Source organism: Acinetobacter sp. IK40, assembly GCF_035615075.1.
GTDB classification, from domain to species: Bacteria; Pseudomonadota; Gammaproteobacteria; order Pseudomonadales; family Moraxellaceae; genus Acinetobacter; species Acinetobacter courvalinii.
Map to the genome: position 1 here is coordinate 241588 of NZ_JANBOE010000001.1, position 20572 is coordinate 262159.

Here is a 20572-nt window from a genome sequence, read left to right on the forward strand (position 1 = left end):
GGGGGGCTAAGCGGTCAATTCTTTTTATTCTGATAAGAAAAAAACCTTGTGATCGGGCACAAGGTTTATGAAGCAAATGGGGGAATTATTGCTTGACGATGAGTACAGGAATATGTGATTCAGTTAAAACCGCACGGGCCACACTACCCAGCAATAAACGTTTGACGCCTGTACGTCCATGTGAGCCCATCACAATCAGGTCGGCACCGACTTCGTCGGCAACAAAAATAATGCCTTCACTGGCGGAACCATGATGGATCTTGGTCTCGACCTGAATACCGTCGCGCACAAAGGACTGGGCAATATCCTGCAACTGGTTTTTGGCGTGTGCTTCAGCCTGCATAAAATAATCGGTTACTGCAGGGGCCAACTGGTAAAAATCAACGCCAACAAAAGGGTCAACCACAACCACGCTCAGGATAGTGACTTTCGCTCCGGATAGTTTGGCTAAAGATAGTGCATGTTGAACCGCTGCATAGGAAATTGGAGAATCGTCGACCGGGACTAATATATTTTGATAGGACATCTTATAGTGCTCCTTTATGGTTATAAAAAATGATAAAGCATAAGATGTTGATAACATATTGAGCTGGCGCGAGCAAATCAGCGCAGACTGAATCTGTATGATAAAACTGAAAATAATCTAGAAAAACAGCGGAATCCCCCGCAAAATAGAGCGATAAGAAAATCACTGTATTTTTGTAAGTCAGCTTAAGATGAACCTGAGTGCCAGCGACAACCTTTCAACTGTATTTGAATGTATAAGGAACTTTTGTGTTATTGAGTCTAGAGGCATTTAAGCAACAAAAATTTGACCAGATGGCTGCGAAAATCATGGCTGATCCAGACGTGTATCTGGATTTTGATTCGGTTTCAGATTTTTATAAAGCGGCATGGTTAAATGAGTTTCCGCAAGGCACCACATGGTCAGCCACGGGGCTGGATGACGGGGCCGAACAATTTTATGCAGTGATCGAATATGGAGATCATTATCTGTATATCAGCCGAATGGAACGTGTTACGGTCAAATTAGGCATACGCCATCATTACAATAAAAATAACTAATCCGAGCAGTCATCTGTTTTCAACGGCTCAGACTTTGAGATATTGCCTTGAATGTTATACTTTTGCGCAATGATGAAATCCTAATAAAACAAAATGGACATTTAAAAATGGCACATCAATTTACGGTGAATGAAACAATTCATGGTGTTTCAATTGAGGACTTTTCTAGACTGGTGGCGGATACGTCATTGCATGAAGCGGTGTGTAAACGTATTCCTGGGGAAAACCTGGAAATTATTGAATCGGCGGTAAACGGCGATATTTATACCTTGCGCCGTGAATATAATCTGGATGTGAATATTCCAGATGTGGCAAAAAAATTATTAAAAAATGCATTCCGTTTAAAACGTGCTGATGTGACTCATTTAAAAAACTTAACTTCTACGGTTGAATTGGGTGCAAACCTGCCTTTGGAAGCCAAAGGTGAACGTAGCGTGACTGGCGACAGTGAAAAAGTGAATATCTCTTTAACATGGACGGTTAAAGTCAAAGTGCCATTGATTGGTGGCATGTTAGAGAAGCATGCAGAAGGTGAAATCCGTAAATTCAGCAATCTTGAAATCGAGATTGTTGCTGATGAATTAAAGAAACATCTTTAATTTTTTTCAATGAATAGAAGACTCTCCAATTGGGGAGTTTTTTGTTTTTAGAAGCGCAGAAAATAGGGAATAACCGAAAGGATGATCCCCATGATGCTGATCAGCGCCGTACTTTCAATCAAGTAGGTGAAAAACATCAGGACCAGACCACAGACCAAAGGCACGGTCATCTTCTGCTTTTTGCCATACAAAAAATAGCCTAAGCCAATCGAGCTAAAGATCACACCTAAAAACAGTTGTGTTGCATTCATTGGGATTTGCCCGTGTTTTTTTTTCGCAAATATATTATGACAAGATTCTTAAATGAAAATTATGGTAACTCGATAAAATATCCAATACGATAATATCCACTATTTGGTCAAAACAATTATAAGGGCGTGGGATGAGTGTAATTCTACCTGTAGCACAACGTGGTGAAGAGATTTTAAAAATTAAAGCGGCGGCAGTCGCGAACGGGGAATTCAATAGTGAATGGTTATTGCAACTGGCGTCTGCCATGCATGCGACCATGCTGGAACGCAATGGTGTCGGTATTGCTGCACCTCAAGTCTATATTTCTAAAAGATTAATTATTGTGGCATCACGCCCGAATCCACGTTATCCCGATGCACCTGAAATGGATGCGGTGGTAATGGTCAATCCTGAAATTTTAGCGTTTTCTGAAACCACCTGTTTCGGGGAGGAAGGCTGTCTAAGTGTGCCGAATGAACGGGGACAGGTCGAACGGGCACAAGCGATCAAAGTCCGTTATTACACCTTACAGGGTGAAGTGATTGAAACCGCGTTTGAAGATTTTCCTGCACGTATTGTGCAGCATGAAGTTGATCACCTAAACGGGATTTTATTTGTTGAAAGAATAAATGAGTAGCTATAACCGGTAGCAAGCGGATTGTAGTTGCAGCAATGCCGTCAGAGCTAAAATCATTACAAAAGCTATAATTTCAATATTATCAGTGTTCTGTATTATAAATTTTCACAAGATTAAAATTCGACTGTTGTAAGGCGACTGAACATGAAAACTCCGCTTCCTGATTATTTGGCTCATGTGATTGAAGCCTGCGATACAGATAACAGCGGTCATCTCGCCGATTATATTCCTGAACTGGCCAATGCCAATCCAGACCGTCTGGCGCTGGCATTATCGACTGGTGATGGTGAAATCTATTCCGTAGGAGATGATGAGATTGAATTCACCATTCAATCGATGTCTAAACCATTTACTTATGCCTATGTGCTGCAACAGTTGGGTATTGATGCCGTATTAGAAAAAGTCGGGGTTGAACCTTCAGGGGAAGCCTTTAATGAAATTTCATTGGGAAAAGATCGCCGTCCCAAGAATCCGATGATTAATTCGGGTGCCATCACCACACATTCCTTGATTCCAAGCAAAGACGATCTGTCCGGCGCAGAAATTTTACGTCAGTTTATGAGTGAGCTGGCTGGTCGTGAACTACAATTTGATGATGCGGTATATGAATCAGAAGTAAAAACCGCTTATCGCAATCTCTCGATCGGTTATATGTTGCGAACCGTGGGGATTTTGGAATCCGATCCTGTTGATATTGTGAATGGTTATATTCGTCAATGCGCGATCTTGGTCACGGTCAAAGATCTGGTACGCATGGGCAGTGTTTTTGCCAATGGCGGAGTTGATCCTAAAACTGGAAAGCGTTTATTGAATCGTGCTGTGGTTCGCCAAGTCCTGAGTGTGATGATGAGCTGTGGGATGTACGATGCAGCGGGGGACTGGCTCACGATGGTTGGCATTCCTGCTAAAAGTGGTGTCGCAGGTGGAATCTTGGGTGTGTTGCCGGGTCAGGTCAGCATAGCGGCTTTTTCTCCTCGACTCGATGAACATGGCAATAGTGTACGTGGCATTGATATCATGGAAAGACTCTCACGTGATATGGGCTTGCATTTAATGGAAGGCACACCTTCCGCACAAACCATTGTGCAGAGTCATTATCGGACTGGAAAAGATGCTTCTTTAAGTGTCTACGTACTACGTGGTGTATTGAAATTTACTGAAGCGGAAATGTTGTTACGAACGTTGCAATGTGAGCCAGTCGATAACAGTAGTATCGTGATTGATTTATCCCAGATTTCCTTGATTCATGATGTCGGGAAACGGATGTTTTTAGAAGGCATTGATCGCTTGATAGATGATGGGCATAGCTTACTTTTGGTTGATCCTGAGCAGCGTCTGGATAACGCGCGAACGCATAAAGATCGGGTGTTGCATGTTTATCAGAATCTTGAGGATTTGATTGAGAAGCATAAAGAGTTGTGAGAGTAGAGAGCCTATATTGAAATGATATAGGTTCTAAATAGCATTTATATATTGTGCTAGTTAGATCAGGTTGAGCGTCTGTTTTAAAAGTAGGTATTGATGAAGCCTTATAATAAAAACCTAAAGCAAGCATCTCGAAATTTAAGAATTAATATGATAGATACTGAGCAACTGCTATGGCAAAGAATCAGACGTAAACAGATTTTAGAATTAATGCTAAAAATTTTTTAAATTAATAATTTTTTTATTGCAAAAAATGAATTTATAATTAGAAATAAGGGATAGCGCCTATACTTGAACGAGAGTAGAACAGCATTAATAAATAGTCAATTACACATCCATAAATTGGCTTAGTTTAAACTCGTTCCTAAGTATTTTAGGTGTTTTTTATGACTAATTATAGTAATTTTATTCTTAAATTAGATATTTCTGAAATTAAAAGTTTAGCGGGATCTTTTAAGGTTCTATTTGATACTGCAGCATATTCACTTAATGAAAATATGTTGCCTTTTGAAGTTTTTGAATTTCCTAGTTATCAACAAATCATTGAAATATTAGCAAAGAAAATTGGCTATAACTCGTTTAATTCTCTAAAAAATGATGAAAGAAAATATTTTGTTTTAGATTTGGATAAGCTTGTTCCCGAGGATTTTATTAATATATCAAAAAATAAAATAATGTTTTATAGTTTTAGAAATGAATTATTCCCAAAAATTGTTTTAGAGTGTAAATACACACGAGAAATCCAAAGAGAAATTTTTAAAAATGTTTTGATTAAAGTTATTAATGAGATCAAAAGTTACTTTCCTAATAATTTTATTAATCTTAAATATATTTCATCTTTACAATTTGAGTCTGATCTAAAACTATTTTTTTCGGGTTTTTTTTGGTGTGAGAATTACCTTACAAGTAAGAAAGATAATTTTGAAAAAAAACCTTTATCTTTAATGGCTGTAATGTTAACAATTTTTTCAAATAAAAATAAAGCTGTTAAAGTATTAAATAACTTCAATCCTATTTTTAGGTTGCTATATGTTTGTGAAAAAGTAATTACATTTGATATAGATAAAATTTTTAAAATTAAATTGAATGAATTTGAAAAAAATAACTTAAAAATTTTTTTAGATACATTGTTTGTTGAATTTGATTATTTTAAGAATGAGTTTTTTAAAACAGAATTTGATCTTACTAGTTATATTGGTAATTGTGAATTTATTACTCTGGAAGAAAAAGTAAAAAACATAGAAAATGAGCTAAACTTTAAAAATGATGAAAGTAAATACTTTGCTTTAATTGATTTTTTTGTTTTAAATAATTTTAGCGAAATTAAGGGAAAAGTTTTATTCTTCAACGATGTGGAGGTTGGTGAAATTATTGATCTTAATAAACTAATAATGCACTATATAATTAAAACTAATTCAATCTATGATTTTGAGAATGAATTAATTCCCGAGTTTGATACAGATGAAGGTATGAGAAAACTCGTTCAACTGGCAATTGCTCAAATGAATTTAGAGTATTATTTTATATCGCTAGGTAGTGAAAAAAAATTAAAGCAATGGTTTTCTGTAAATGAAGAGAACTTTAAAGAAAATGAGGTTTGGGATTTTTGCAATGATTATTTAGATATCGAGCATTGGGAAGGTAATATAGAGTTAAAAAAAATATTACTTTCAACCGAACCAAATTATGAAAAATATATAACTATAATAAGAGAATCTTATAAATAGTTGAAAAAATCCCCTCAATCGAGGGGATTTTTTCTTACAGCTTAACCAATCGAATCATCCAAATTCGGCGCTAACCAACGTTTCGCTTCATCCAGTGTCCAGCCTTTACGTTTTGCATAATCCTCAAGCTGGTCTTGAGAAATCTTGCCTACGTTAAAGTATTCACTTTCAGGATGCGAATAATAGAAACCACTCACAGAAGAAGGCGGCATCATGGCAAAATGTTCAGTCAATTTGGTACCAATCTTCGCTTCCGAACCTAACCAGTCAAATAACACCGCCTTTTCAGAATGCTCTGGGCAAGCAGGGTAGCCTGGAGCAGGGCGAATACCGACATACTTCTCTTTGATCAATTCTTCATTGCTCAAAGTCTCATCAGCTTTATAGCCCCAGAACTCTTTACGGATACGCTCATGCAAATGCTCAGCAAAAGCTTCTGCAAAACGATCGGCCAATGACTGAACTAAAATTGCTGAATAATCATCTCCTTTGGCTTTATATTCATTGGCCAATTCTTCCGCACCAAAGATTGATACAGTAAAACCACCGAGATAATCGGTATTGTCTTTAGAGGTGCTAATAAAGTCGGCTAAAGATAAATTTGGTTTGCCTGTGACTTTATCAGATTGCTGACGGATATGCTCAAAGGTATGCGTAACCTGTTGACCAGATTCATCAAACACACTCACTGTATCCGCACCGGTACGCTGTGCAGGGTATAGACCAAATACAGCACGGGCATCGAAACGATTATTCTCGATAATGTCTTTCAGCATCGCTTGCGCTTGGTTATACAAATCAGTAGCTGCTTCACCGACCACTTCATCTGTCAGGATTTTCGGAAATTTACCCGCCAAGCTCCAAGAGATAAAGAACGGCGTCCAGTCAAAATATTCAACCAGTGTTGCCAATGGATAGTTGGTAATGACTTGCGTACCTAAGGTATTTGGAATCGGTGGCACATAGTTATCATCCACCTTGAAACCATTTTCAATCGATTCCGCATAGCTGAGTTTGGCGGCTTTCGGTTGCTTGTTAGCTAGACGCTCACGAATCTTGGCATATTCAGCACGATGCTCGGCAATAAAGTTGCCACGCATTTCTTTCGACAGCAGGGTGGTTGCAACACCGACTGCACGTGAAGCATCCGCTACATAGATCACCGCATCATTTTGATATTGTGGATCGATTTTGACGGCAGTATGTGCTTTCGACGTGGTTGCCCCACCAATCAGTAAAGGAATGTTAAAGCCTTTACGTTGCATTTCTTTGGCAACAAACACCATTTCATCCAAAGATGGGGTGATCAAACCGGAAAGGCCGATGATGTCGCATTTCTCATCAATCGCGGTTTGCAGGATTTTTTCTGCTGGTACCATCACGCCAAGGTCAACGATGTCATAACCGTTACAACCCAAGACCACACCCACGATATTTTTACCAATATCATGTACGTCACCTTTTACCGTCGCCATCAACACTTTACCTTTAGACTGGCTACCGGTTTTTTCAGCTTCGATGTACGGGTTCAGCCATGCCACGGCTTGTTTCATCACACGTGCAGATTTCACCACTTGTGGCAGGAACATTTTACCTGAACCGAACAGGTCACCGACCACGTTCATACCATCCATCAAGGCGCCTTCAATCACATCGAGTGGACGTTTGGCTTTTAAACGGGCTTCTTCGGTATCTTCATCAATATACGTGGTGATACCTTTGACTAAGGCATATTCCAGACGTTTTTCAACCGACTCGTTACGCCATTCAAGGTTCTCAGCTTCGCGTTGCGCGCCACTATGACCACGGTATTTCTCAGCCACTTCAAGCAGTTTCTCTGTGGCGTTTTGACCCGATTCACCTTGGTTCTGGTTTAGAACGACATCTTCAACAGCTTCTTTCAGTTCTTTTGGAATATCGTCGTAAATCGCCATTTGACCTGCGTTCACGATACCCATGGTCATGCCTTGCTTGATGGCATGGTACAGGAATACCGAGTGAATCGCTTCACGCACCGGTTCATTACCACGGAAGGAGAAGGAAACGTTCGATACACCGCCAGAAATCATGGCATGCGGCAAGTTTTGTTTGATCCAGCCCGTAGCCTCAATAAAGTCAACGCCATAGTTGTTGTGTTCTTCAATCCCGGTTGCCACGGCAAATACGTTCGGGTCAAAAATAATATCTTCAGCAGGGAAGCCGACATCATTGACTAACACATCATAAGAACGTTTACAGATTTCACGTTTACGTGCAGCGGTATCAGCCTGACCAGCTTCATCAAAAGCCATCACAATAATCGCAGCACCATATTGACGGCACAGGCGTGCTTTTTCGACAAACTCGTCATAACCCTCTTTTAGGGAAATCGAGTTCACTACAGGTTTACCTTGTACGCACTTCAAGCCTGCTTCAATGATTTCCCATTTTGATGAGTCAATCATGATCGGTACGCGAGAGATATCCGGTTCAGACGCCACCAGATTGAGGAAATGTACCATCGCAGTTTGCGAATCCAGCATCCCTTCATCCATGTTGATATCGATGATCTGTGCACCGGCTTCAACCTGTTGCTGAGCCACTTCCAAAGCTTCGGCAAAGTTTTCTTCACGAATCAGGCGCAGGAATTTTTTTGAACCGGTGACGTTGGTACGTTCACCAACGTTAACGAACAAAGAGTTTTCATCAATGTTAAATGGCTCTAAACCACTTAAACGGCAAGCAGGAATGGTTTCCGGCACTTGGCGTGGCTGAATATCTTTGACCGCATGATAAATGGCACGGATGTGGTCGGGTGTAGTCCCACAGCAACCACCGGTAATATTGATCAAACCGCTTTCAGCAAATTCTTTAATGAATGCTGCGGTTTGTTCCGGGGTTTCATCATATTCACCGAAGGCATTGGGCAAGCCAGCATTCGGATGAGCAGAAATAAAGGTATCTGCAACATCAGCAATGGTTTTGATGTGTGGACGCATCGCATCTGCACCCAGGGCACAGTTAAAACCGATCGAGAGTAAATCACCATGACGCACCGAGTTCCAGAATGCTTCTGCGGTTTGGCCGGTTAAGGTACGGCCTGAGGCATCGGTAATAGTCCCTGAAATCATCAGTGGCAGTTCATGACCGATTTGCTTGAAGACCTCTTTTACTGCAAAGATCGCAGCTTTACAGTTCAAGGTATCGAACACGGTTTCGATCAGCAGGATGTCTGCTCCACCTTCGATCAGCGCATGAGCAGCTTCAATATAGTTTTCTTTTAGTTCATCAAAGGTAATGTTACGGAAGGCCGGATCATTAACATTTGGTGAAATCGAACAGGTACGTGATGTCGGACCAAGCACACCGGCAACAAAACGGGGTTTGTCTGGAGTCGAATATTTGTCACAGGCTGCACGTGCCAAACGTGCTGCTTCACGGTTGATCTCCGGTACCAGATCTTCCATGTGATAATCCGACATGGAAACGCGGGTGCCGTTAAAGCTATTGGTTTCAATAATGTCCGCGCCAGCATCCAGGTAGGCTTCATGAATGCCCTGAATAATCTGTGGTTGTGTCAGAACTAATAAATCATTATTGCCTTTCAGGTCTGATGCCCAGTCTGCAAAGCGTTCACCACGATAATCTGCTTCTTCTAGTTTATGGCGTTGAATCATGGTTCCCATTGCACCATCAATAATCAGGATGCGTTGGGCAAGAAGTGATTGTAGGGTGGTAAGCGTGGACATTCAGAAACCCCGGTCGATGATGAAGATAAAAAGCAGGGGCATTGTAACAGAAGCTAGGTCAAAGCGCGTATTTTCAACAACTCAGAACAGTGATTCATCGGGTCATTTCGAAAATGTCATAAAATGTTCATTCAATTGTCATAATCGAACGGAATAATGCTTAAAAAGCCAACAAATTAATCAGAATATGACAAAAATATGTCATCTTTCGTAGCATTTGTTGCAAAATCAGACAAACAGTTTGGTTAGATATGATATGTTTATAAGTTATTGTTTTTATTTTATTAAATTTTAAAACAGGACAAAATTATCGTAAAAAAAAGCTAAAAAACGCTATAAAAATATGAAATTTTGGCTTTATATGACAGTCCTTTGTCATATAATTGTCATAATTTAATTAAACAATACAGAGGATTTTATTATCCTCTCACCGTCTACATGAATTCTAATCTTCCTCCTGTTTCGGATTCACCGCTTGCCAGTTCTCAGGCAAAATCGACGAATGTACATGTACCTACACCGAAATTTTTTATGCCGGTGTTTTTGACAATTATTGTTGCAACACTGGTTTATATCGGTTTTCAGTTAAGTGCTGATCTGGCACATGTACCGCCGTTAAGCTTATATTCAGTTATTCTTTTATCGACGGCACTTTTCATCGCTTTAGGCTTTGAATTTGTAAATGGTTTTCACGATACGGCAAATGCTGTAGCGACGGTTATTTATACCAATGCTTTGCCTGCACCGGCAGCAGTAATGTGGGCTGGCTTCTGTAACTTCCTTGGGGTTATGGTGGCGAGTGGTGCGGTTGCATACGGTATTATTGCATTACTTCCTGTGGAAATGATCATGAATGTCGGCAGTGGTGCTGGCTTCGCGATGGTTTTTGCACTGTTAATCGCGGCGATTCTGTGGAATCTGGGCACGTGGTTCTTGGGAATTCCTGCATCAAGTTCACATACTTTAATCGGTTCGATTTTAGGTGTGGGCATCATGAATCATATATTGAATGCGTCTGCTGGGGCGACCAGTAGCGGTATTGATATTGATCAGGTGATTAAGGTGGGTAAGGCGTTATTATTCTCGCCATTGATCGGTTTTGCCTTTGCAGCCGTTCTATTCTTACTGGTGAAGAAAGTCTTTAAACGTCAAATGGAGCTGTTTCAGCCACCAGAAGGCAATAAGCCGCCGCCACCACTAATTCGTGCAATCCTGATTTTTACCTGTACAGGCGTAAGTTTTGCGCATGGTTCAAACGACGGTCAAAAGGGCATGGGTTTAATCATGTTGATCCTGATCGGCTTGGTACCATTGGCTTACTCATTGAACAAAAATCTGGATGCACAACATTTACAGTCTTTTGAGCAACTTTCTACTCAGACTGCGGTTGTGTTGAATGTGAATCAAAACGAGCTGACCGATGAAAAAGCACGTGATGTATTAACCAAATATATCCAGACCAAAGAGCAAACCTCTGAAGTTGTTCCTGCACTTGCAAGCATGACTTCTCATATCGGTACACGTGTTGCAGGCTATGGTGATCTTAAATTGATTCCTGAAGCGGCAGTGAGTGAAATCCGTAATGACATGTATTTGAGCACCACGACATTCAAACGTTTAGACAAGGCTGAAGCTTTACCAGCAATGGATGAAAGTCAGGCCAAAGTGGTCAAAGAATATCGTAATAGCCTGGATTCATTCCTGCAGTACATTCCAAACTGGGTTAAAGTTGCAGTAGCACTGGCACTGGGTCTAGGTACGATGGTGGGCTGGAAACGTATCGTAGTGACTGTGGGTGAACGTATCGGTAAGAACCATATGACCTATGGTCAGGGCATGTCTGCTGAACTTGTGGCAATGAGTACCATTGCTGCGGCTGATGGTTTAGGTATGCCAGTTTCAACCACTCACGTATTAAACAGTGCAGTTGCAGGTACCATGGTCGCCAATAAATCCGGTTTAAACTTCAATACTGTGAAAACCATTCTTTCTGCATGGGTGTTCACTTTACCGGCAACGATTGCATTGTCTGGTGGTCTGTACTGGTTGTTCTTACAGTTTGTCTAATGATGCTGAATCATTAGATTCAAATAAAATTTAAAGGCTTTGCTACGGCAAGGCCTTTTTTATGCGTGTCGATTGATTGCGTAACAGACCTCTGCTTGTGAAAGCTCTATCAAATCCTACAAGGCGATTTAACCTGAGCAGCACAAAAGGGATGGTTATGGGGCGAAATGGGTGTAGACGTGGCTTTAAGTGGGCATGCTGTACAGAAAAATTCATTACCGTCTAGGTGAGGACGAGTATTCTTGAAAATGACCCCAATAAAAGCGTTTTATTCCCCAAAAGAGGAATATTTTTTAAAGCATTTATCCGTTAGTATCAATAGACAGATCGTGCCAGGTTGTGCTGACCTATCTCAATAAGAACAAAAATTTTTTGTTGTTTTACACTCCGCCATTCTCTAGGGAATGGCTTTTTTTGCTCTTGTTAAAATAAGGCCCATAAAAAAAAGAGCTATCGAAATAGCTCTTTTTTATTGCTCAAGACAATTAAGCTTGTTGAATTCCCGCAACCACCCAGTCTTGTTGTGAACCGGCAGGTTTTACAAAATGCCAGATCTCAGTAAAAGGTTGTGGCAAGCTGTTCAGATCTTCACTTACTGTGCCGGTAAAGCGTACGCTCACCACATATTGACCATTTTCCGTAGTACTTTCGACCACCATCGCATTCAGATTGCTAAACTCGGCAACATCCTGATCCTGATTGGCCATGATATCGCTGTGCATTGAACTATAAAGCTCAGGGGTTAAATAACGACGGATTTCCTCAATATTGCTGGCGCTGTTAACCGATTGAATATGGTTAAAACGTTGACGGGCAATACGTAAGAATGCAGCAGGTTCAGTGCCATCTGGTAATTGATTGCCACTGCTCATAGACGCGCCACCAAATGGGGCTTGAGGAGCAGCGCTACCACCAGCGACAGACTGACCAAAGATATTGGTGTTATCTGCTGATTGACGTGGAGCCGCTTGAGGTGGAACCTGACGGCCAAAGTTGTTTTGACCGCCATTGTTAGGCGCGTAAGGGTTATTGCTGGCTAATTTTTTTTTTGCGCCCAATTTGCGGAACACAAAGAAGGCGATGGCAGCAGCAAGAAGGACCCAGATCCAGCCAGGAATTCCACCTTTTTCTTCCTGTTGCTGTTGTGCTTGCTGAGCGGCTTGTTCTTGCTCGGTTGTAGTCGGGTTATGTTGTTTGTCATCCGCCAATGCATTGGCAGCTACAGCACCAACGGCTGCACCTGCGACACCCGCAGCAACCATAGAGCCCACACCTGGACCTGATCGTTGAGGCGCAGTTTGTTGTTGAGGCGCTGGCGCTGCTTGACGTGACGGCTGGTAAGATTGGCTAGATGAACTAGATCTGCTCATGCCATGGCTTTTACCGCCACCTGCACGTTTTGCTTCCGCAAGCGGTGCAGCGACCAAAGTTGCCATCAAAAGAGCTGCCATCAAGCCACGCTGGTGTACTTGCATCGAAATTTCCTATTTAAATTCAATTTGTAAATGTATTTATGAAGGTATTTACATCGAATTTCAACTAGAAAAGTATGTTTTTTTATGTCAGACACCGGTTATAGCTCATCACTGAGCTGCATGGCTTCGGTTAAGGCTTCATGCAAACGTGCCACAGCAATGATTTGGACGCCCTCAATTGGTTTTTGTGGGGCATTGCCTCGCGGTAAAATCACATACTTAAAGCCATGTTTGGCCGCTTCTTTTAAGCGTTCCTGACCATTCGGTACAGGGCGAATCTCGCCAGATAAACCCACCTCGCCAAAGACAGCCAGTTGTTGTGGCAAGGCTTTGCCCCTTAGGCTGGACGCACAGGCCAGTAATACCGCTAGATCAGAACCGGTCTCGGTAATTTTTAAACCACCGACCACATTGACATATACATCTTGTCCTGAGGTTTGCACACCTCCATGTCGGTGCATCACCGCCAAGAGCATGTTTAAACGGTTTTGTTCCAAACCGAGTGCCACCCGACGTGGCTGCCCATGGGCATCATCCACCAGTGCCTGAACTTCGACCAGAAGTGGGCGAGTGCCTTCACGGCTAATCATCACGATTGAACCCGGAATGGCTTCATCATAACGACTCAGGAAAATTGCGGAAGGATTGGCAACTTCACGTAGACCTTTATCGGTCATGCCGAATACGCCCAATTCATTGACTGCACCAAAACGGTTCTTGACTGCACGGATCATACGGTAGCGCGAATCGGACTGGCCTTCAAAATACAGCACACAATCGACCATATGTTCTAAAACACGGGGACCTGCCAGCGCGCCTTCTTTGGTCACGTGACCCACAAGGAATAAAGCCGTGCCGCTATTTTTGGCAAAACGGGTCAGTAACGCTGCAGATTCACGAATTTGCGACACGCCGCCTGGCGCTGACTGTAAGGTTTCGGTATACAGTGTCTGAATTGAATCCAGAATTGCAACAGCAGGACGTTCTTGAGCCAGTACTTCACAAATCCGTTCGACACAGGTTTCAGCCATGACTTTCAGCGAATCGGTCGGCAGATCGAGGCGCTGGGCACGCAAGGCAACCTGTGACAGGGATTCCTCACCGGTGACGTATAGCGCAGAACTTTTCTTGCTGGCCATATGGGTTGCGGTTTGCAGCAGGATGGTTGACTTACCAATCCCCGGGTCACCGCCAATCAAGACCACTGAACCCGTCACCAGTCCGCCACCCAAGACCCGATCAAACTCGCTAATCCCGGTTTGCAGACGGGTTTCCTGTGAAACCGAGATCTGGTTAAGTGTAGTCAGATTCGCCACTTGCCCGGCATAACCTCCGCCCATCTTAGGCTGGCCACGATGTGTCACCACCGGTTCAACACGGACTTCGAGCAGGCTATTCCATTCACCACACTCTGAACATTGACCTGCCCATTTCGGATGATCTGCACCACATTGTTCACATCTGTAAACGGATTTAATTTTTGCCATAAGATAAAATTGAAAACTTTCTTAAAATTAGATAAAAAAGAATCAGGACGAAAAATTTCTAAACATGTCCATCGTTGTTTAAGGAATAACAAAACGAAGACGGCATGATTTCGTCGCAGATTGGTTAAAGGGAAGTGCTCAGAAAAATAACATGATATACGACTTTTACAAGTTATAGACCGTGTGTTTTTAGCAATCGCTTTTTTTGTTCAATTCACTTTTTCCATGGATGGTGTTGGTGTATTTGCTTATTTGTTGTCAGGAGATTTTGATCGAATGGCATAGATATTGCTCATGCTCAGACGAATGAAAAATTCAACAGTGACTATCTTTTCAAAATATATAATAAAGGTTGATGTCTATGAGTGCAGCAGAGATTGTAAATTGGGTAAATGGAATTATCTGGAGTCCAGCGCTAATCTATTTATGCCTCGGTGCTGGTTTATTTTTTTCTATTTTAACTCGGTTTGTACAGGTTCGTCAGATCAAGGAAATGGCGAAACTGTTAATTAATGGTTCCTCCTCCGCACAGGGAATTTCTTCATTTCAGGCCTTGTCGGTCTCCTTATCGGGACGGGTCGGGGTCGGTAATATTGCCGGTGTGGCAGCAGCGATTGGCTTCGGTGGCCCAGGCGCGGTGTTCTGGATGTGGCTGGTGGCATTTCTCGGCGCCAGTACGGCCTATGTCGAGTCCACCCTCGGTCAAATTTATAAGGTTGAATATCAGGGGCAATATCGTGGTGGTCCTGCTTTTTACTTTGACCGGGGTTTAGGCCAGCGTTGGTTAGGGATTCTGTTTGCGATTGCTGCCATTGTTTCGTGTGGTCTGTTTTTGCCGGGAATTCAGGCCAATGCCGTCGGGAACGCCTTTACCCAGATTACAGGACAGGGTGCCATTGTCTTTGGTGATATCGGTGTATTCAAATTACTGGCGCTGATTGTGGTAGTGTCTCTGCTGTCGATCATTATTTTTGGTGGCATTAAGCGGATTGCGCGCTTTGCAGAGCTGGTGGTACCTTTTATGGCGCTGGGTTATATCCTGATGGCGGTGATTATTGTAGTCATGAACATTCAGGAATTGCCTGGGGTAATCAAGCTCATTTTTACAGATGCTTTTTCACCGATGGCAGGGATTGGTGCTGCAATTGGTTGGGGAGTAAAACGTGGTGTTTATTCCAATGAAGCGGGGCAAGGCACAGGGCCACATGCTGCTGCAGCTGCAGAAGTGCAACATCCGGCACAGCAAGGCTTTGTACAGGCTTTCTCGATTTATGTAGATACCCTGTTTGTATGTTCGGCAACGGCCTTTATGATCCTGATTACAGGCATGTATAACGTACAAGGCACTTTAGAAGCCGGGCAGTTTATTGTGCAGCATGTTTCGCCGGCAACCGAAATCGGTTCACCTGCATTTACCCAAATGGCAGTCAGCACAGTTTTTGGAGGTTTTGGTCAAATCTTTGTAGCGCTGGCTGTATTCTTCTTCGCATTTACCACGATTGTGGCTTATTACTATATTGCAGAAACCAATATTACCTATCTGAGCTATATCACCAAAACACCTTCACTGCTCTTTATTACCAAGTGTTTTATTATTCTTTCAGTTGCCTACGGCATTATCAGTGCAACCGGTTATATCTGGGGTATTGGTGATATTGGAGTAGGACTAATGGCCTGGATCAATATTATTGGCATTATCGTGACCTATTTTGTGTGGAAACCGACCATCAAAGCCTTGAAGGATTACGAAGAGCAACAGAAAGCAGGGGTTAAGGAGTTCATCTTCGATCCGGTGAAACTCGGCATCCGTAATGCAACCTTCTGGGAAGAGCGTCTTAAACGTAAACAGCAGTCAAGATCTGATGATTAAGTTATAAATTCATTTTTAATAGCTAAGAAGTGGCCTTGATCGCCACTTCTTTTTTTATTTCTGCTTGTTTTCAGGATGACCAAGTTGCCCGCACAAGTTCATTGTATTGTTTTGGCCTTGTGCGTATGATCGAATTCAATTGTATTTTGACAAATACAGGTACAACATTACTTAGCTAAAACAAGCCCAAGCATGGATAGCGAAAAAAGATACTGAAAAGGGTATGTATCGTTATAAACAGCTGGTTTTAGCTAAGGGATTAAAAAACACTGGAGAGTTTTTGTAAAATGTCGAATCAAAATCTGAGTGAGGCTGCTGAGCAAAGCGGACTTCACCGTAGTCTATCTAATCGACATCTACAGTTGATTGCGATTGGCGGTGCAATCGGAACAGGATTGTTCATGGGGTCTGGTAAAACCATCAGTTTGGCTGGGCCATCTATCCTGTTTATTTATATGACCATTGGTTTGATGGTGTTCTTCGTAATGCGTGCATTAGGGGAACTGTTACTGTCTAACCTGAACTACAAATCTTTTATCGATTTATCGACCGATCTGATCGGCCCTTGGGCGGGTTATTTTGTCGGCTGGACCTACTGGCTCTGTTGGGTCACCATCGGTATCGCTGATTTATCGGCCATTATTTACTATCTGGAATTCTTTAATGGTGGAGAGTCATTTACGCCATTAGGTGGATTGCTGATTAGTACGGTCGCGATCATGTTTGTACTGGGCCTGAATCTGGTCACCGTTAAATTATTCGGTGAAATGGAGTTCTGGTTTGCAATGGTGAAGATTACTGCAATTATTGTGTTGATTGCGGTGGGCCTATGGATGATCTTTACCGGCTTTACCAATGCTTCAGGAACAGTCGCAAGTGTTTCAAATCTCTGGACTCATGGCGGCATGTTCCCGAAAGGTCTGGAAGGGTTTCTAGCGGGCTTCCAGATTGCAATTTTCGCCTTTGTCGGGGTGGAACTGGTTGGTACCACGGCTGCTGAAACGCAAGATCCAAAACGTAACTTACCAAAAGCGATTAACTCGATTCCGATCCGTATCATTATTTTCTATGTATTGGCCTTGTTTGTGGTGATGTGTGTGACGCCTTGGGATCAGATCAATCCTAAAGTGAGTCCATTCGTTAATATCTTCTCACAAGCAGGTATTGCATCTGCTGCGATTATCATGAATCTGGTGGTGTTGTCTTCGGTGATGTCATCCATGAACAGTGGTGTTTTCTCGACCAGTCGTATGTTGTTTGGTCTATCGACAGATCAACAAGCGCCTAAACTGTTTGGAAAACTGTCTAAATCGGCTGTTCCGTCTAAAGCATTGATCTTCTCGTCAATCTGTATCTTTATCGGTGCATTCGTGCAGTTTGTTTATAAGTTGCAGACCGGTACCAATGATGAAGTCACAGCATTTACGCTTGCAACAACACTATCAACCATTCTGTTCATCTGCGTATGGATCATTATCATGTGGAGTTATATTAACTACCGCAGAAACCGTCCAGAGTTGCATGCGCAATCAAGCTTTAAACTTCCAGGTGGAGTGTTCACTTGCTGGGTCGTGATTTTATTCTTCCTTGCAACGATTTACTTCCTTGCACTGGATGAAACCACATTAGAATCGCTCAAAGTCAGCCCGATCTGGTTTGTCATTCTGGCGATTGGTTATTTCTTCTATAGAAAAAAATAAGCAGTAACCAGATTGAAGTATCACAACGTCGACCTTTAAAGTCGGCGTTTTTTTTTAGGGTTATTGCCTGATTCATTCAAGTTTAGACTTTAGCCAATCCAATGATCACGCTATACTGCTCCGAATTGTAAAAGTTAGGTGCTCAGATGCTTAAAGTCATTTGTTCGATCAGTTTATTATTAAGCAGTATTGTTTTAACTGCCTGTGGCCAGACGGGTGAATTGCATTTGCCATCTGATCCAAACCAAGATAAACGCGCAAAATATCTGCTTTATAAAAATGAAGCGACTCAGGCTAAAACCTCATCTGATGTAAACACTGATGACGTAGAACAGGACAGCCAGGCAACATCATTGCCGCAATCACAGACCATCTCACCTTAAGTTTGTAAATAAGGACATCTTCATGAGTTTCACTCGCATTAATGGAGTATTGCACGCTGAGCAATGTTCACTGGATCAGCTCGCGCAGCAATATGGCACGCCTTTATATGTGTATTCAAAAGCCACTTTTGAAAAGCATTATTTGGATATGCATCGTGCTTTTGATTTTATTGATCATCAAATCTGTTTTGCAGTTAAGTCAAACTCAAATCTGGCTGTTCTTCGTGTATTGGCAAAAGTGGGTGCGGGTTTTGACATCGTGACAGGTGGCGAATTGGCACGGGTACTGGCAGCCGGTGGTGAACCTGCAAAAATTGTTTTCTCCGGTTTGGGTAAATCTGAAGCGGATATCGAAAAGGCTTTAAATGTTGGGATTGCCTGCTTTAATGTGGAGTCGCATGCCGAACTGGACCGCATTCAGAAAGTCGCAGCAAAACTTGGCAAAAAAGCACCGATTTCGTTGCGTGTAAATCCTGATGTGGATGCCAATACGCATCCTTATATCTCAACCGGTTTGAAAGAAAACAAGTTTGGTATTCCAAGTGATACGGTGAATGAAACTTATCAATATGCAGCGTCATTACCGAATCTGGAGATTGTCGGAATCGATTGCCATATCGGTTCACAGCTGACGGAAAAGCAACCCTTTGTCGATGCGCTGGATCGTGTCATTTTAATGATCGAGCAGTTGAAAAGTCTGGGGATCAACCTCAAACATATTGATATTGGCGGTGGTTTGGGCGTGCGTTATAAAGATGAAACGCCGCCAAGTGTTGAAGAATATGCCAATGCCATGCGTCCAGCTTTAGAAAAGCTCGGCCTCAAAGTCTATATGGAGCCGGGGCGTAGCATTTCTGCCAATGCGGGCGCATTATTAACCAAAGTGGATTTACTCAAACCAACCAGCCACCGTAACTTTGCCATTATTGATGCGGCGATGAATGATTTAATTCGTCCTGCCTTATATGAAGCATGGATGGATATTCAATCGGTGAATCCGAGTGCTGATGTTGAAGTGAAAACATGGGATTTAGTCGGTGCGATCTGTGAAACAGGCGATTTCCTCGGTAAAGAGCGTGATTTGGCGCTTCAGGAAAATGATGTACTGGCGGTGCTGGGTGCCGGTGCATACGGTTTTGTGATGAGCTCTAATTATAATACCCGTGGCCGAGCTGCCGAAGTGATGGTCAGTGGTGATCAAGCCTATTTAATTCGTGAGCGTGAAACCATAGAATCACTTTGGGAAAAAGAACATTTATTGCCTGAGGAATAAGTTGAGATGTATTTAGAATTTACCAAAATGCATGGTTTGGGCAATGATTTTATGGTCGTTGATCTCGTTACCCAGCGCGCTTATTTAGATACAGTCACGATTCAGCGTTTGGCAGATCGTCATTTTGGGGTGGGTTTTGATCAGCTATTGATTGTTGAACCACCCGATTTACCGGACGTTGATTTTAAATATCGAATTTTCAATGCCGATGGCTCGGAAGTTGAGCAATGCGGTAATGGGGTGCGTTGTTTTGCCCGTTTTGTCCATGAGCGTCAACTGACCACCAAAACCAAAATCCGTGTACAAACCAAAGCGGGGATTGTTGAACCTGAATTGGGTGCCAATGGCTGGGTGCGTGTCAATATGGGGCAACCGAAGTTTCTTCCAGAAGAGATTCCGTTTGTGACGCAAGCGCATGAAGATACTGAAGGCTTATACGCACTAGCATTGGCAGATAATCAAAGTATTAATATTGATGTAGTGAACATGGGAAATCCGCATGCGGTGACCATCGTTCCTGATGTATTAACGGCAGATGTAGAACGGATGGGGCCACAAGTGGAATCACATGCGCGTTTCCCTGCACGTGTTAATGCGGGGTTTATGCAAATTATGGATGAAAAGCATATCCGTTTACGTGTGTATGAACGAGGTGTTGGCGAGACTTTGGCCTGTGGTACAGGGGCTTGCGCAGCCGCAGTCAGTGGGATGCGCCGTGGCTTACTTGCCAATGAAGTTGAAGTTCAGCTTGCGGGCGGTAAATTACACATTGCTTGGCGTGAAGGGGATGTGGTGTGGATGACAGGTCCAACCACGCATGTCTATGATGCCCGTCTGGATTTAAGATATTTTCAGGGGTGATCAACCCAGATAAAAAAAGCGCGTTTTTAAAACGCGCTTTTTTT

At 42.5% G+C, this 20572-nt stretch carries 16 protein-coding genes and 1 pseudogene; 12 read left to right on the forward strand and 5 right to left on the reverse strand.

All coding sequences use genetic code 11. The annotated features are described in order from the left end of the window. Positions 1-85: 85 nt before the first annotated feature. Positions 86-526, reverse strand: a complete 441-nt coding sequence (locus MSG93_RS01150) for a universal stress protein (RefSeq protein WP_324619215.1) — start codon at positions 524-526, stop codon at positions 86-88. Positions 527-774: 248 nt separating this feature from the next. Between MSG93_RS01150 and MSG93_RS01155 the strand changes: the two genes are divergently transcribed. After that, a complete protein-coding gene (locus tag MSG93_RS01155) occupies positions 775-1065 on the forward strand; it encodes a hypothetical protein (RefSeq protein WP_005284460.1) in 291 nt (96 codons plus the stop codon). A 107-nt stretch (positions 1066-1172) separates the two neighbouring features. After that, positions 1173-1664: a DUF2505 domain-containing protein gene (locus MSG93_RS01160; RefSeq protein WP_005229336.1), complete on the forward strand. Its 492-nt coding sequence runs from the start codon at positions 1173-1175 to the stop codon at positions 1662-1664. A 47-nt stretch (positions 1665-1711) separates the two neighbouring features. Here the strand turns inward: MSG93_RS01160 and MSG93_RS01165 are convergent, their stop codons facing one another. Beyond that, entirely contained in the window at positions 1712-1915 is a 204-nt protein-coding gene (locus MSG93_RS01165) for a hypothetical protein (protein WP_005229337.1), read from the reverse strand. Positions 1916-2046: 131 nt separating this feature from the next. Between MSG93_RS01165 and def the strand changes: the two genes are divergently transcribed. From def to MSG93_RS01185, 4 genes and pseudogenes are all read left to right on the forward strand, one after another. Further along, a complete protein-coding gene (gene def / locus MSG93_RS01170; RefSeq protein WP_032867531.1) occupies positions 2047-2532 on the forward strand; it encodes a peptide deformylase in 486 nt (161 codons plus the stop codon). A gap of 144 nt (positions 2533-2676) precedes the next feature. Next, the gene (locus MSG93_RS01175; protein WP_324619222.1) at positions 2677-3954 is read left to right on the forward strand and encodes a glutaminase; all 1278 of its coding nucleotides are present in this window, start codon (positions 2677-2679) and stop codon (positions 3952-3954) included. A 99-nt stretch (positions 3955-4053) separates the two neighbouring features. After that, positions 4054-4167 (forward strand): annotated as a pseudogene (locus MSG93_RS01180) (DUF559 domain-containing protein); the annotation flags it as partial. 176 nt (positions 4168-4343) lie between these two features. Continuing rightward, positions 4344-5684: a hypothetical protein gene (locus MSG93_RS01185; protein ID WP_324619224.1), complete on the forward strand. Its 1341-nt coding sequence runs from the start codon at positions 4344-4346 to the stop codon at positions 5682-5684. A 41-nt stretch (positions 5685-5725) separates the two neighbouring features. Here MSG93_RS01185 and metH read toward each other — a convergent pair whose 3' ends face one another. Then, entirely contained in the window at positions 5726-9412 is a 3687-nt protein-coding gene (metH, locus tag MSG93_RS01190; RefSeq protein WP_324619226.1) for a methionine synthase, read from the reverse strand. A gap of 438 nt (positions 9413-9850) precedes the next feature. On the opposite strand from metH, the gene MSG93_RS01195 reads away from it, so the two are divergent. Further along, positions 9851-11479, forward strand: coding sequence for an inorganic phosphate transporter (locus MSG93_RS01195; RefSeq protein ID WP_324619228.1), 1629 nt, complete (start codon positions 9851-9853; stop codon positions 11477-11479). 485 nt (positions 11480-11964) lie between these two features. On the opposite strand, the gene MSG93_RS01200 is transcribed toward MSG93_RS01195, so the two are convergent. Further along, positions 11965-12954: a Tim44 domain-containing protein gene (locus tag MSG93_RS01200; RefSeq protein WP_032871925.1), complete on the reverse strand. Its 990-nt coding sequence runs from the start codon at positions 12952-12954 to the stop codon at positions 11965-11967. 98 nt (positions 12955-13052) lie between these two features. Then, positions 13053-14441: a DNA repair protein RadA gene (radA, locus tag MSG93_RS01205; protein WP_262768433.1), complete on the reverse strand. Its 1389-nt coding sequence runs from the start codon at positions 14439-14441 to the stop codon at positions 13053-13055. 361 nt (positions 14442-14802) lie between these two features. On the opposite strand from radA, the gene MSG93_RS01210 reads away from it, so the two are divergent. From MSG93_RS01210 to dapF, 5 genes are all read left to right on the forward strand, one after another. Further along, complete coding sequence (locus MSG93_RS01210; protein ID WP_005229353.1) at positions 14803-16311, forward strand: alanine/glycine:cation symporter family protein; 1509 nt, start codon at positions 14803-14805, stop codon at positions 16309-16311. Between the two features lie 287 nt (positions 16312-16598). Next, positions 16599-18011 carry an amino acid permease gene (locus MSG93_RS01215; protein WP_032871928.1) on the forward strand — a complete coding sequence of 471 codons (1413 nt, stop codon included), beginning with the start codon at positions 16599-16601 and terminating at the stop codon, positions 18009-18011. Positions 18012-18157: 146 nt separating this feature from the next. Next, a complete protein-coding gene (gene lptM / locus MSG93_RS01220) occupies positions 18158-18394 on the forward strand; it encodes an LPS translocon maturation chaperone LptM (protein ID WP_324619234.1) in 237 nt (78 codons plus the stop codon). 22 nt (positions 18395-18416) lie between these two features. Further along, positions 18417-19667, forward strand: a complete 1251-nt coding sequence (gene lysA / locus MSG93_RS01225; RefSeq protein ID WP_324619236.1) for a diaminopimelate decarboxylase — start codon at positions 18417-18419, stop codon at positions 19665-19667. A gap of 6 nt (positions 19668-19673) precedes the next feature. Next, on the forward strand, positions 19674-20528 hold the full coding sequence (gene dapF / locus MSG93_RS01230; RefSeq protein ID WP_324619238.1) for a diaminopimelate epimerase: 855 nt from the start codon (positions 19674-19676) through the stop codon (positions 20526-20528). Positions 20529-20572 lie beyond the last annotated feature (44 nt).